The sequence below is a fragment of the Pseudomonas sp. GW821-FHT09C09 genome (assembly GCF_059418105.1).
Genome location: NZ_JBWKPF010000003.1, coordinates 753,779 through 766,875 on the forward strand (window position 1 = coordinate 753,779; position 13,097 = coordinate 766,875).

Consider the following 13,097-nt stretch of genomic DNA (forward strand, 5'->3'; position numbering starts at 1 on the left):
TAGGGAAGGGGCGCAATGCGGATCAACTGTAGAGATTGTGGGGGTAAGGCTCGTATTGGTTCACGTGAAAACCTGAATCTGGAATATGCGAAGCTGTATTGCCAGTGTCTCAACCCGCATTGCGGGCATACATTCGTGATGAGCCTTACCTATTCACATCCTTTGCGACCATCTGCTCAGGCGGTCGATCAGCTGATTTTCGACCGACTACGGACATTGCCGATTGCTCAGCAGCAACAGTTATTCGATCAACTTAGTTCATTACCTGCTTGATTAAATAATTCCCCCAATTCTTTCGAACACTCCAGTAATCGGCCATGACTCCAAGTCATGGTCGCTACTACACCGCCGCTTTCCTCTTCGTTCAGTGGTCGAGCGCCAACTGATACGCTTAACGACATCATTACTTTTGCGATTTCTTCTAATACGTCTCTTGTGTGGATGATTACGCGCTCGTCCATTACTTCGGCTCCATGCTGGGCGGATCAATTGCGGCGCACTTTACGAATTTAAAAAATAGATTGTCAAATAGTATTTTGGAGGCTTTTTCAACTATGTGATCAACCAAAAAGCTTACGCCTCGCCAATCTGAATCGTCCGGGAAGCCAAGCAGAGTGGGGTTTTGTGTGACATTGCAAAATGCCATTAGTTCAGATTCGCATGCATGATTTTATAAATTCATGCATGCGAGACTACTTGAGATCAGATGCCTCTATTCGCCTCTGTATCAGTGTTTATTAGTTGCGATTGGCGGTTGTCGGATTTGTATAGCTAAACTTTTGCGGTGTTTTTGCGTGATTTGATTTTTTGTGCTGGTGAGTTCTACACGCCGGATCTGCATGAAAGTATGTTTTCATGTATGTCAAGAAACAACAGTAGTGGCGCCCGGTTTAGATCTTTGAAGCAAAGAAAAAGGGCGCCTTAGCGCCCTAATGAATTTGCAGGTCAGTGTGTTTTAGCCGCTAAAATTATTACGGCTTATTACGATGCATGGGCAACATTACAACGCCATAGCGGCGATGTCCTTGCGGATCTTCGAACGCGGCGACGACAAGACCAGGTGGCAAGCGGATACGTGCAACACCGTTCCCTGTGTCGTGGTGGAGAAGGGTAGTGGCTTCAACCAGGTGAAAGTCAGTAGGCAGCTCAGCCTGTTTTCGGGCGTTGTCGTAATCGGCCTCGCTAACTGCAATGAATTGACCATCTATCAGCATGACGAAGCCTCCAAGGCGCTTATGCGCTTGAGTAATTGGCTAATCAAGTGGCTTTGCCGTTGCGCTAGCTCTTCAAAAGCGAGCGATTGCTGTAGGCGGGAAATGATTTCACCGTTCATGCTGCGATTATTGGTTCGGGCGATCGCAGCAATTTGCGGGCGCAAGCCTTCGGGTAGACGAACCACGAACTTGTCTTGTTCGCGAGAATCACTCATTTGACGGTTCCTTTCTGTATTTGTGTGGTCGATTTTGCGAGTAGCTGTGCAACAACATCAGCGTCACGGTCGGAGAGGTCGCCAAGGCTGTGTGCCATTGCTGTAAGGCTTTCAAGCCGCTGCCGGGCGTCAGGGGTCTTGTGAATCACATACCCGATGAGGGCCGCGCCAATAACCGCGGTAGCTAACAATGGGCGAGGGGGTTTAAAGGTGCTGCAGCGTTGCTCCAGCGTTGTGATAGCCTTGCTTCCGCTGCTGCTTGGGTGCTGTGCTTGCATGGTGTTGCTCCTCTTGTGGTGGTTGGTGTCGGGGAGGTGCGAACTCCTCGACACCGTCTTTCTCACGCCTGCCGCAATTGGCTGGCCGTGAATACCGGGCGCTGTTCACAGCGCACGTCAAACAATCCCAGGTCATGCCCATCTACGTCGCGCATATGCACGACCGTGACGAACGTCGGCGTGTCCTCCGGGTGATCCCTCCAATGAGCGGCCGCTGCCAGCTCGGCCAATTCTTCCGGGGTGCGTTGATCGACATAGCTGGTCGGTAACGGCAGCTCGCCCGGCAGGTTGTTGGCCACGTAGCGAATAATCACGGCTGTCTCCTCCTTAAGCCTGGCGCACCAGGTGAACAACAAAGTCAGATGGGATCCCCGAGTGGATTCCCTGCGCTTCTAGATCCATCGCGGCTTTGATTTGAAACTGCGTGCAGTCGTCAGCCAGGAATTGCTTGTCGCCGGCCATGGCTCTGGCCGCGATTTGATTCACGAAGTACGGCGTTGTGCACTGTTCGCCAACGAGGATTGGCGCCTCGATCCCTTGTTGTTTCAGTTCGGCTTGAATGGCGCGAAGGCGGGTTGTTTTGCCCGAGGCCTGCGCGCCGGTGATGACTTGTACTTGCATGGTGTTGCTCCTTGTTTTCGCTGGTTGAGTCAGGCGGTGCCTGAAGAAATGTCGCGTGTGCCCCGAGGTACCCCGGAACATCCGGAACAATTAAAAGTTGCTGATCGCGAACCCACGGTTTTCGGGGCTTTCGGCTGGGATCTGAGGTGGAACGGTTACCCGGAACATTGCGGAACAGCTTTTTCGCAAAAAGCGCTGTATCCCTTGCTGCACAAGGCTTTGCGGGTTGTTCCGGCAAACGCCTATGGCGGAACACTTCTGGAACAGCGATTGGAAAGTTGTTCCGGTGTGTTCTGGTGTGTTCCGGTCGGTGATGCTGAGCTGATGCTGGTTATCTATCTGTTTTTTATAGATATTTTTCTTATAGATATTTATGTTCCAGATGTTCCGCCCAGTCAGTGGCCACACACGCATTTGTCCAAAACTAGGGGGCTCCCCCCATGCACCAGGTTTTACCCCCACGACGTTTTTCACGGCTTGCTCCCCTTCCGGAACAGCCAGCAGTTCAGCGAGCGTTTCTCGATTACCGATCGGACTTTGCGGGTCTCAATGAAGGTGTGTGTGGTGCTCAGCGGCAAAGCTCTGTGCAACTGGGTTGCGTGAATGACTTCTTGGCCGGCCAAACGGCAAGCGTTGTGGAAGTGTTCGATGTTGATCGCGATCAGATCTTTGTCGGCGCTGTGATTGAGCGTTTCCTGCGTGACTTCGCGATCCCCATCCTTGTCGCTGATGAACATCGTCCGCTCGTTCAGATAGTGGTAGATCTGCCAGAAGCGACCCGCAGTCGGGTTCTCGGTGCTGACACGTTGCTGGCGATCAAGGGCACGGCGTTCGATGTGCTTGATTAGTTGATCCAGGGTGTCGTCGCTCCACTCGGGAAACAGCGCTTGGGTAGCTTTGGCTGCTGCCATCATCTGCGCATGACACAGCACAATCCGCTGATGCTGGAGTGCCGCATTGGCTTGTAGGCGTTGTTCGTACTCCGCAAAGGCATCGAAGTAGCGCTGAAGCCATTCCGACTCTTGGCTGATGCAATGACCTAGGTAGCCCGCCAAGTGCTCTACCGGAAGACTATTCAGGCGTACGGCCAAAACCTTCAATGCTGGGGTGTGGTGTGCCCTGGTTGCGTGGTAGTGACTGATACGGGTAAGGATCGGCTCCGAGCCTTCCACACTGGCGTTCTGTGCGATGCACAGCGCGGCGAGGAAGACCAGGCTATCGGTATCGTTGCTCGAAGATTTCACGCCTACCGTTCGCAACGTAGCGTTGTGGTCGAACAACTGTTTCCATATTTCCCAGTTGTACTGACTGACCACCGTGCGGCCTTGAGCGTCCACGGACTGACTGTCCGACTCGATTAACACCACCGGCAGATTGCTGACTTGGGACAGGGCGCGGGTCAAACCGATCGCACTGGCGCCGGTACTGTTGGGCTTGATGCCCTCAAAATTGGAACGGCCAAACAGGCGCCACAGAAACCTGAGCAAGCTGGATTTGCCGGCACCGGCGTCACCGGTCAGCTCCAGAAAAGGCCATGACTCTTGCTTGCTGCGGATCTGCTGCACAAACAGCGTTGCTGTCCACCACGATAGCGCCGCTAGACCATTCAAATGGTGCACGGCAAGAAAGTCGGAAAACCAGCTCGGGTCGAACGGATTACCGCGCACGATCACCAGGCTGTTCAGTGAGGTTTTCAGGCCTGTCTTACCGACCTCCAGATATCCGTGATCGTTGGCCAGGTATTCGCGGCCTTTGTGGTAGCCGAATTTCTGATAGCAGTAGGTCTTGCTCGCCGCGTCATAACCAACGAACGGCAGCGATCGGACGGTAAGTGCATTGTCCAGCCACTTACTGCGGAGCATGGCCAACACCTTTTCACCGCCTTCGAAGTTGCCGCCCGGTGTACGTTCCAAAAGAGATTTGGCAAAGCTGCGAGGGTCGCCAATGGAGTTCGGCGCTAGCGGCTCCTTGCAGTTCTGGGCAGCGTTAGGGAAGTTGAATTGAAAAAAGAACTGCTGGTCACCGGTGATTGCATCGCGCTGGATGTACTCAAAATGCGGAACGCAGTTGGCCACCTGCTTCATGTCGCAATGCTTTTCGAACTTCGGCCAGTGGCCGTTCACGTTATCGCCGTCCAGATCCTTGTTCAGGTCGTCGGTGTTGATCTTGGCGGAGTAGAGGCGATTCTGAAATTCGACCAAGAAGAAGCTACGCGGCCGCTTGAGGTAAAGAAGAAACGCTTTTTTGGCGGCGCTGACCGCCACGAACAAGCGGCCCTGGTAGCAGGCTTCCCGCATGAAGTCGTCATTCAGTTGGCCATCGCGGTAAACGTCGTCCCAATCGCGATCCGCGCCGGCGAGCGCTACCCATGCCTTTTCGTCTTTGGCGTGCAGCTGACTGCGGTATTTCGGGATGACTGAGTGACCGGCTGCGTCATCGTCCAAGGCAATGACCCAGCGGACTTTCTTACCCTTGTGTTCCTCGACGAGATTCCACGGGAAGTTATTGGCTGATATCGAGGCGACGGCCTTGTAGCCGGCAAGGAATAAGGCGATCGCGTGGAAAATGCCTTCAACGATATATACGGTATCGCCTGGCTCGATGGTCATTCCTGGCGGCGCCCAGCATCCGCCCTTGTAGTCCATCCCCTTTTTGATCCCTGCCTTGTCTCCCCCGTTTGCCTTGACCATGGTGACGTCAATGATGCGTTCCCAGTGACCATTGCAAAGCGGAAACCGGACAGTGTCAGCCCATTGGCCGTCCTTCATCGGACGGCGGCCTTGTTCGTACCAGCCTTTCATCTTGCTGATATCAAAGCCGCGATTACGCTGTAGATAGGCGTCGGCCGTCGCGTTTGGATTCAGCTCGGAACGAGGGAACCGCTCACTGAGGTTTTCGAACAGGTGGCTGTAGCGTTCCCGGGTTTTTTCCTCGAACTGGCATTGGTTCAAGCGGTTGCACTTCAGCTGATATGGCTGCTTTCGAGCGATGTACAGGGTGCGTTCCCCGCACCCTGGACAAACACCTTTCTGAAAGTAGGTGGTGCCGATGTCTTTGAAGTCCAGGTCATTGTCATGCTCCAGGGCTTCGACCACTTCCAAGCGGTAGATATCTTCGAATTGCATTCCCCAGCCCCTCAGCGCTTGGCCGATGCGGACATGACGCGCTCGGCCTGCTGAGCCGCTTCAATAGCCAAGGCGAGCATGTTGATCAGCACCGCTTCTTTGGAACCTTCGGCCTTTTCACGAATGAGGATCCGGCCGCGCTCGATGTCGTTTCGGATTGCTCGTTCCGACTGGCCGGAGCGCCGGGCCAGCTCCCTGACAGTGGTGTAGGGCGTGTCGATAGTGATCTGCATTTGATAAGCTCCGTGGGTATATATGCAGCAGATATGTATCTGCATCCACAGAATATGTATGTACATACACAAAATCAAGGGGTCATCATGGATTTAGGAAGCAAGCTCAAGGAAGTGCGGCTGACGGAGCGACTGACACAGTCCGAAATCTGTGAATTGACTGGCGTAAAAATCGAGACGTGGAAGGGTTACGAATACGGGCGCAGCAAGTCTGTCAGCTCGATTGAGCTGCTGAAGGTCACCATGCACCCCCGGTTCAAGAAATACGCGCTCTGGTTGGTGACTGATGAGGTCGCGCCTGAAGCGGGCCAGATAAGTCCCGTGATCGGCCAGTGATGGCAGGTGCAAGAACATGCCGATAAAAAAGCTTGCTGACGGCCGCTATGAAGTGGACTGCCGCCCCGACGGCAGCTACGGCTATCGAACCCGGAGAATTTTCCCTACCAAAAATGAAGCGACTCACTATCACAACAGAGTGATGGGGGAGGCAGCTGCTGGGCGGGTGACGAAGCCCGCGAAGCACGACGGTAGAAGCATGCTAGATCTGGTCAATCGTTGGTATGTCGTCCACGGACAAAACCTGAAGACAGGCAAGCAGCGCTTGGCGCTGTTGATCAGCATGGTCAATCGGATGGGGAACCCGAAAGCACACAAGTTCACGTCAGCCCACTTTGCGCAGTACCGCGCGGAGCGTGCCGAGGGGAAACATTCCAGGACGACGCCAGGCACTGGCTACTCCAAGGACGGCGGGGATCCGAAGCCCATCAGCGCGAACATGCTGAATCATGAGCTGACGTACCTACGTGCCGTATTCAACGAGCTGGCCAGGCTGGGGGAATGGGACGCCGACAACCCACTGGGCAAAGTGCGCAAACTCAAGTTCGACGAAACGGAGATGGCCTACCTGCTGAGCGAGCAAATTCAGCAGTTGTTGGGCGACCTGGCTACGCGGGATTCAGACGCCGGGTTGATCGCTGAAGTGTGTCTGGCCACCGGTGCCAGGTGGGGCGAAGCGGAGAAGCTACAACCGCGCCAAGTGCGTAATCAAATGGTGCATTACAGTCGTACCAAATCCAGCAAGAACCGGTCTGTGCCTATCTCGAAACGGCTGGAGGAGCGTTTGAAAGCTGCTCTGCCTTTCAGACCTTGCGCCATCACCTTTCGGCGTAGTGTGGAAGCGATCGGATTAGAGCTGCCTGATGGTCAGATGACGCACGTCCTGCGGCACACCTTCGCATCCCATTACATGATGAATGGCGGGGATATTCTGACGCTTCAAAAAGTGCTGGGGCATGCGACGTTGGCCATGACTCAAAAGTACGCTCACTTCAGTCCTGGACACTTGGCCGAGGTCGTCAATCTGAATCCGCTGGCCAGCCTCATGGAAGCGAAACCGGTGGTTGCCGAAGTGGCGTAACCGTCCGTCCAAACCCGAATTGGACGAATCTTGGACGGAGCGCAATTTGTACGATCCAGCCGGGTCAAATTTTCAGATGCCAGAAACGACGAAAGCCACGTAATACGTGGCTTTCAAAGTGGTGGGCCCACACGGACTTGAACCGTGGACCAAAGGATTATGAGTCCTCTGCTCTAACCAACTGAGCTATAGGCCCTCAGTAGGCCGCGGATTATAGCGACGGTTTCTCGGCTGTGCTATCCGAAAAATCTGATACGGCTATGCGAAGAAACGTCGCGGCGAATTCCTCCGGTGGCAGCGGCAGGCTGACGATGTAGCCCTGGATCTGCTCGCAGCCTTCGGCGGCAAGGAATTGTTGTTGGGCCTGGGTTTCCACGCCTTCGGCGATCACGGTGAATTGCATGCTGCGGCCCAGGGCAATGATGGCGCGGACAATCGCCGCGTCGTGGGGGTCGTCGGGCAAGCCGCGGACGAAGGACTGGTCGATCTTGAGGATGTCCAGCGGCAGGCGTTTGAGGTAACTCAGCGAGGAATAACCGGTGCCGAAGTCGTCGATGGCCAGTTGCACGCCGAGGTGTTTGAGTTGGTGCAGCACCGCCAGTGCCTCTTCGGCCTGGCTCATGATGAAGTTTTCGGTAATTTCCAGTTGCAGTAAATCCGGTCTCAGACGGTTGTCCTTGAGCAGTTGTTCGATGCGCCCCAACAGGTTCGGCTGACGCAATTGTGCGCCGGCGAGGTTGACCGAGAGCGGGCCCAGGGAGTCGTAGATCTGGCCCCACTCGAACATCTGCCGGCAGGCGGTTTCCAGCACCCAGTCGCCGATTTGCAGAATCATCCCGTTCTCTTCCGCCAGCGGTATGAAGTGCTCCGGAGGTACCTCGCCGAAGGTCGGGTGCCGCCAGCGGATCAGGGCTTCGGCCCCGACCAGGCTGTGATCGTCGAGGCTGATTTTCGGCTGGTAGTAGAGGTACAGCTCTTCGCGCTCGATGGCCCGGCGCAGTTCATGCTCCAGCGCCACCCGTTCGCTGGCCTGGGCGGTGAGGTCGCGGGTGTAGCTTTCGACGCGGTTGCGACCCTTGGCCTTGGAACGGTACATCGCGGCATCGGCGTTCTTGATCAGAGTGGCGACGTCGCAGCCGTCACGCGGATAGAGGCTGGTGCCGATGCTGGCGCTGATGAAAAACTCGTGCTCGCCGGCCTGGAATGGCGCTCCGAAACAGTTCAGCAGTTTGGTGGCGATGTTGTCGGCATCACCGGCCTGTTGCAGCCCCGGCAGCAGGATGATGAATTCGTCGCCACCCAGTCGCGCCACGGTATCTATATCGCGTAACTGTTCCTTGAGGCGCACGGCGATGCCCTTGAGCAGCAAATCGCCAACCGGGTGTCCGAGGCTGTCGTTGATGTGTTTGAAGCGATCGAGGTCGAGGAACAGCACCGCGCCCAGACCGCCGTTTTCTTGCTGGCCGTTCAATGCCGTCAGCAGGCGGCTTTCGAACAGCGTGCGGTTTGGCAGACCGGTCAGTGGATCATGGTGAGCCTGGTAATCGAGTTTGGCCTGGGCATGCTTGAGGCTGGAAATATCGGCAAACACTGCGACGAAGTGAGTGATGAACCGGTCGCGGTTGCGTACGGCACTGATGGTCAGCCAGCTCGGGTACAACTCACCATTCTTGCGCCGGTTGGAGATTTCGCCCTGCCAGTGGCCTTCGTCAGTCAATTGATGCCACATCGCTGCATAGAACGCGCTGTCGTGCAGCCCGGAAGCCAGCAGGCGCGGGGTATGGCCGAGCGCCTCGCTTTCGCTGTAACCGGTGATTTCGGTAAAGGCGCGGTTCACGGCACTGATGTGCTGTTGCGTGTCGGTGATCAAGACACCTTCGGCGGTGCTCTCGAACACCGTTGCGGCCTGTTGCAGCTTTTCCTGCATCAGGTGGCGTTCGGTGATGTCCCGGGCGATGGTCAGCATGCAGTCTTCGTCGCCGATCGGCAGCGGACGGCTGGACACTTCGCAGAGGCGGATTTGCCCGTCGCTGCGGCGGATGTGGCAGGTGAAATCGCGAACGAAACCGTCACGGTGCAGCAGATCGAGCATCTGTTTGCGTTCGTTGAGATTGACCCAGATCCCCAGATCCAGTGCCGAGCGGTCCACCGACATGGCGCTGTTGAAACCGGTGATGCGGCTGAAACCTTCGTTGACCTCCAGCAGCAGGCCATCGCTCTGACGCGACAGCAACAGGCCGTCCGGCGAGGCGTGGAAGGCCTTGGCGAACTTCTCTTCGGAGGTTTGCAGTTGCTGCTGGGTTTCCTTGAGCTGGGTAATGTCGCGCACCACCACGACCAGCGCCGGCGTGGTGTCGAGTTCGAACGGTTCGGCGGAAATCAGCCCGGTGAACACCTGCCCGTTGCTGCGACGAAAGGGCATCTCCAGGTTGCGTATGCTGCCGGCCTGCAAGCGTTGCAGCAGGCCGGGGCCAACGCCGGGAATACCCCAGATATTGAGTTCGGTGGCGGTCTGGCCGATGACGTCTTCGGCTTTGAGCCCGATCTGTTCTTCAAAGGCTTCGTTGACCTCCAGCAGGCAGCCGTCGGACAGTCGAGCAATCACCAGAATGTCCGGGCATTGCTGGAACACCGAGGCGAACTTCTGCTCCGACAGGCGCAGGGCCTCTTCGGTGCGTTTGGTTTCGCTGATGTCGATCATCAGGCCGCGCATCACCGGCTCGTGGCCGTGCTCGATAAGGCTGACGATGTCTCGCACCCACAGGCAACGGCCATCAGCGGTGATCACCCGGTAATCGAGACTGTGATCGCGCCCGGCGAGGACTTCGTGATCGCAGAAACTCTGCGCGCGGGTCAGGTCGGCGGGATGGATGATGTTGCGCCAGAAGCCCGGAATCAGCCAGTGCGACAGGGGATAACCCAGCAGATCCTCGGCGTGGGGCGATACGTAGCTGTAGGTGAAATCGCTGATCCGCGCTTCCCAGGCAATGGCCGACAGGCTCTCTACCAGCCCGCGATAGTGGTACTCGCTGCTGCGCAGCTCCTGTTCGAGGTCGATGCGTCGGGCGATTTCCGAGCTCAAGCGGCGGTTGATGCGAATCACCACTGCCAGGATGATCACCAGCAACAGCAGGCCTGGCAGGCCATAGACCAGCAGATCCGACCAGAATGTCCGATGATCGAGGACGTTACCCACCCAATGTTCCTGAATGCTACTGATCTGCTCCGGGGACATGTCGGCCAAGACCTTGTCCAGAATGCCCACCAGCATTTTGCTGTCTCGGGGAACTCCCATTGCCAGTTGATAGCGATAAGGAGTTTCGCCACTGACATACAGCCCGTCGAGCTTGAGCTGGCGCAGGCTCCAGACACTGGAGGCGAGATCGCCGACCACCGCGTCCACTTCGTCAGTGGCCAGGGCCTGCAGCGCCGAGCTGACATTGGGCATGGCCACCAGATTCAGATCGGGATGATGGGTGCGCAACAGCTCATGGGGAGCATAGTTTTCGACGACGGCGATCTTAAGCCCATACAGATCCTCGATCTTGCGCGGTTGCGGCCCGCCAACGTGGGCGAGGATGACGATCGGAAAATCCAGGTAGGGTCGGGTGAAGGCAAGGTAATTCTGGCGTTCCGGGGTGGACATGATGCCCGGCAGCAGATCGATCGTGCCGTTTTTGGCCTGTTCGAGCACGGCTGTCCAGCTCGAGGGTTCGATGGGCGTAAGTTTGATGGCCAGACGCTGGCGGATCACGTCGATATAGTCCGCCGCCAGGCCCTGATAGCGGTTCTGGTCATCGCGAAACTCGAATGGCGGCCACGAAGCATCGACACCCAGGCGCAAGTCCGGGTGAGCCGCCAGCCAGCTACGTTCTTCGTCGGTCAGAGTCAGCGCGTCAGCCGTTGCGGTCCAGATCATCAGTGACAGCAAAAAAAGCACGGACGCCAGTCTGGGCATAACGGTCTCGTTATGGCTCGGGGGAATGTTTCGAGTGTAGACGGGCTGTGCGCGGGGGGAGGGTGGTGCGAGGTATTTAATCTGCCATATAAACAAAACCCCCGGCCTGGGCCGGGGGTTCTGGTGTCACTCGTCGAGGAACGAACGCAGGTGTTCGCTTCGCGTCGGATGGCGCAGCTTGCGCAGCGCCTTGGCTTCGATCTGACGGATCCGCTCACGGGTCACGTCAAACTGTTTGCCGACTTCTTCGAGCGTATGGTCGGTGTTCATGTCGATACCGAAACGCATGCGCAGTACCTTGGCTTCACGGGCAGTGAGGCCGGACAGCACTTCGCGGGTCGCTTCTTTCAGGCTCTCGACAGTGGCGACATCGATTGGCGACTGCATGGTCGAGTCTTCGATGAAGTCACCCAGATGAGAGTCTTCGTCATCACCGATCGGGGTTTCCATGGAGATCGGCTCTTTGGCGATCTTCAATACCTTGCGGATCTTGTCCTCAGGCATTTCCATGCGCTCACCCAGCTCTTCCGGGGTCGGTTCGCGACCCATTTCCTGCAGCATCTGGCGGGAAATGCGGTTGAGCTTGTTGATCGTCTCGATCATGTGCACCGGAATACGGATGGTGCGGGCCTGGTCGGCGATCGAGCGAGTGATCGCCTGACGGATCCACCAGGTGGCATAGGTCGAGAACTTGTAACCACGACGGTATTCGAACTTGTCCACCGCTTTCATCAGACCGATGTTGCCTTCCTGGATCAGGTCGAGGAATTGCAGGCCACGGTTGGTGTACTTCTTGGCGATGGAGATCACCAGACGCAGGTTCGCTTCAACCATCTCTTTCTTCGCGCGGCGGGCTTTCGCCTCACCGATCGACATGCGACGGTTGATGTCCTTGATCTCGGCGATGGTCAGGCCGGTCTCGGTTTCCAGTGCGGTCAGCTTCTGCTGGCAACGGATGATGTCCGGTTGCACGCGGCCGATGGCTTCGGCGTACTTGCTCTTGCCTTTGGCCAGGGCGTCGGACCAGCTTTCGTCGACTTCATTGCCCGGGAACTGGCGCAGGAAATCGGCACGTGGCATACGTGCATCACGTACGCACAGCTGCATGATCGCGCGCTCTTGCTGACGCAGACGATCCAGGGCACTGCGAACGCGCTCGACCAGGGCTTCGAATTGCTTCGGCACCAGTTTGATCGGCATGAACAGATCAGCCAGGGCCAGCAACTCGGCAACCGCTGCCTTGTTGTGACGACCGTGCTTTTTCAGTGCCTTGCGGGTGATTTCCATCTGGTCGGCCACGGCGCCGAAGCGCTGGGCAGCAATGACCGGATCCGGACCGCTTTCGGCTTCTTCTTCGTCGTCGGAAGCTTCGGCGTCATCGTCCTCGGAATCGTCGTCCGCTTTCGCGGCTTTCGCATCGATCGGCGGTGGCACTTCGGCAGCCGGCGGCGTAATGCCGTCGTCCGGGTCGATGTAGCCGCTCAGAACGTCGGACAGGCGACCGCCTTCGGTGGTGACCCGAGTGTACTCGGAGAGAATATGGTCAACCGTGCCGGGGAAGTGCGCGATTGCGCTCATCACCTCACGGATGCCCTCTTCGATACGCTTGGCGATTTCGATTTCGCCTTCACGAGTCAGAAGCTCGACCGTACCCATTTCACGCATGTACATGCGCACTGGGTCAGTGGTGCGACCGATATCGGTCTCGACCGCTGCCAACGCGGCGGCTGCTTCTTCCGCAGCGGCCTCGTCGGTATCGGCGTCGGCCAACATAAGGGCGTCCGCATCCGGAGCACTCTCGTGTACGGGGATCCCCATGTCGTTAATCATGCGGATGATGTCTTCCACCTGCTCCGGATCTGAAATATCCTCGGGCAGGTGGTCGTTGACCTCGGCGTAAGTCAGATACTTCTGCTCACGACCCAGTTTGATCAACTCAATAATACGAGACTGCTGTTGCGCTTTTCCGGACATAACACCCTATCCACTGAAGGTCTTGGCGGGCAAAAAACAAGCCGAGGATTATACCTGAGCTA

Annotated in this window: 14 protein-coding genes and 1 tRNA gene; 3 read left to right on the forward strand and 12 right to left on the reverse strand. The window is 56.8% G+C overall.

The window, feature by feature from the left end; all coding sequences use genetic code 11:
• Positions 1-15: 15 nt before the first annotated feature.
• Positions 16-273, forward strand: coding sequence for an ogr/Delta-like zinc finger family protein (locus AC07NR_RS13225; protein ID WP_495078733.1), 258 nt, complete (start codon positions 16-18; stop codon positions 271-273).
• Here AC07NR_RS13225 and AC07NR_RS13230 read toward each other — a convergent pair.
• From AC07NR_RS13230 to AC07NR_RS13270, 9 genes are all read right to left on the reverse strand, one after another.
• Positions 249-461, reverse strand: coding sequence for a hypothetical protein (locus AC07NR_RS13230; RefSeq protein WP_495078734.1), 213 nt, complete (start codon positions 459-461; stop codon positions 249-251). The genes AC07NR_RS13225 and AC07NR_RS13230 overlap by 25 nt on opposite strands.
• A gap of 510 nt (positions 462-971) precedes the next feature.
• Positions 972-1,214, reverse strand: a complete 243-nt coding sequence (locus AC07NR_RS13235) for a hypothetical protein (protein WP_495078735.1) — start codon at positions 1,212-1,214, stop codon at positions 972-974.
• Entirely contained in the window at positions 1,208-1,429 is a 222-nt protein-coding gene (locus AC07NR_RS13240) for an Arc family DNA-binding protein (RefSeq protein ID WP_495078736.1), read from the reverse strand. Before AC07NR_RS13240 ends, AC07NR_RS13235 begins: the two co-directional genes overlap by 7 nt.
• On the reverse strand, positions 1,426-1,707 hold the full coding sequence (locus AC07NR_RS13245; protein WP_495078737.1) for a hypothetical protein: 282 nt from the start codon (positions 1,705-1,707) through the stop codon (positions 1,426-1,428). The genes AC07NR_RS13240 and AC07NR_RS13245 overlap by 4 nt, the downstream gene beginning before the upstream one ends.
• A 62-nt stretch (positions 1,708-1,769) precedes the next feature.
• Positions 1,770-2,021 carry a hypothetical protein gene (locus AC07NR_RS13250; protein ID WP_495078738.1) on the reverse strand — a complete coding sequence of 84 codons (252 nt, stop codon included), beginning with the start codon at positions 2,019-2,021 and terminating at the stop codon, positions 1,770-1,772.
• Between the two features lie 13 nt (positions 2,022-2,034).
• Complete coding sequence (locus AC07NR_RS13255) at positions 2,035-2,328, reverse strand: hypothetical protein (RefSeq protein WP_495078739.1); 294 nt, start codon at positions 2,326-2,328, stop codon at positions 2,035-2,037.
• 90 nt (positions 2,329-2,418) lie between these two features.
• Complete coding sequence (locus AC07NR_RS13260) at positions 2,419-2,802, reverse strand: hypothetical protein (RefSeq protein WP_495078740.1); 384 nt, start codon at positions 2,800-2,802, stop codon at positions 2,419-2,421.
• Complete coding sequence (locus AC07NR_RS13265; protein WP_495078741.1) at positions 2,799-5,453, reverse strand: toprim domain-containing protein; 2,655 nt, start codon at positions 5,451-5,453, stop codon at positions 2,799-2,801. Before AC07NR_RS13265 ends, AC07NR_RS13260 begins: the two co-directional genes overlap by 4 nt.
• An 11-nt stretch (positions 5,454-5,464) precedes the next feature.
• Entirely contained in the window at positions 5,465-5,686 is a 222-nt protein-coding gene (locus tag AC07NR_RS13270) for a hypothetical protein (RefSeq protein ID WP_025108638.1), read from the reverse strand.
• A gap of 87 nt (positions 5,687-5,773) precedes the next feature.
• Between AC07NR_RS13270 and AC07NR_RS13275 the strand changes: the two genes are divergently transcribed.
• A complete protein-coding gene (locus AC07NR_RS13275) occupies positions 5,774-6,022 on the forward strand; it encodes a helix-turn-helix domain-containing protein (protein WP_401268106.1) in 249 nt (82 codons plus the stop codon).
• A gap of 16 nt (positions 6,023-6,038) precedes the next feature.
• Positions 6,039-7,103 (forward strand): phage integrase, encoded by a 1,065-nt coding sequence (locus AC07NR_RS13280; RefSeq protein ID WP_495078742.1) that lies wholly within the window; start codon positions 6,039-6,041, stop codon positions 7,101-7,103.
• A 119-nt stretch (positions 7,104-7,222) separates the two neighbouring features.
• Here the strand turns inward: AC07NR_RS13280 and AC07NR_RS13285 are convergent.
• From AC07NR_RS13285 to rpoD, 3 genes are all read right to left on the reverse strand, one after another.
• Positions 7,223-7,299 (reverse strand) — tRNA-Ile (locus tag AC07NR_RS13285).
• 15 nt (positions 7,300-7,314) lie between these two features.
• Positions 7,315-11,061 carry a bifunctional diguanylate cyclase/phosphodiesterase gene (locus tag AC07NR_RS13290; RefSeq protein WP_248740035.1) on the reverse strand — a complete coding sequence of 1,249 codons (3,747 nt, stop codon included), beginning with the start codon at positions 11,059-11,061 and terminating at the stop codon, positions 7,315-7,317.
• A 126-nt stretch (positions 11,062-11,187) separates the two neighbouring features.
• Positions 11,188-13,035 (reverse strand): RNA polymerase sigma factor RpoD, encoded by a 1,848-nt coding sequence (gene rpoD, locus AC07NR_RS13295; protein ID WP_085709208.1) that lies wholly within the window; start codon positions 13,033-13,035, stop codon positions 11,188-11,190.
• Positions 13,036-13,097 lie beyond the last annotated feature (62 nt).